The 700-nt window shown below is 75.0% G+C and carries 1 pseudogene; it reads right to left on the reverse strand.

What is annotated here, in order from left to right:
• Positions 1 to 516 (reverse strand): annotated as a pseudogene (locus tag G3I78_RS46610) (hypothetical protein); the annotation flags it as partial.
• Between the last annotated feature and the right edge of the window lie 184 nt (positions 517 to 700).

Raw genomic sequence — 700 nt, forward strand, 5'->3', positions numbered from 1 at the left:
GACGGCGTCGGTGCGGGACGTCCGGTCGGCGTCGTGCTGGTCGTGGCCCGCGACGCCCGCGTCGAGACCGAGGCCCGTGAGGAGGACGCGGCTGCCGCCGACGCGGAGCGCGTCGGGCCGCAGGGCGAGGTGGTGGCCGCCCCGCCTGCGGGCCACCTCGAGCGCGGCCGCTGCCTCCCCGACGATCGCGCGGGCCTGCTGCGGGTCGACGATGCCGCCCGCGACGACCTCGCTCAGCGTGATGCCCGTGTAGCGCTCGGTCACGACGTACGCGACGCCGTCCTCCGTCCCGACGTCGAGGACGCGCGTCAGGCGCGGGTCGACGACGAGCGCGGCGCGCCGGGCGGAGTCGAGGGCGTCGGCGACGTGCGCGCCGGAGACCAGCGAGATCCGTACGGGCCGGTCGAGGATCTGGTCGTGCGCCGACCATGCGGTGACGTCCGACAGGTCGGACGCGAGCTGCTCGTCGAGCCGGTAGCGCGCGACGAGCAGTGTTCCTGGGGCCACGCCGTTCACCGGACCTCCTCCGTGGGACTCGTGGTCGACACACCATGGTACGCGGGCCCTGATTGCCCGCGTATCACCCGATTGGTTCCGGGTGGTCGGGCGGCGCTCACCGTCGCACGAGCCGTCGGACGCGGCCCACGACCGGACCGCCGAGCTGGTCGAGCTCGCGCACCCGCATGAGCTTGAGCCCGCC

Source organism: Streptomyces sp. SID13726 (assembly GCF_010548375.1).
In the GTDB taxonomy this organism is placed as follows: Bacteria; Actinomycetota; Actinomycetes; order Streptomycetales; family Streptomycetaceae; genus Streptomyces.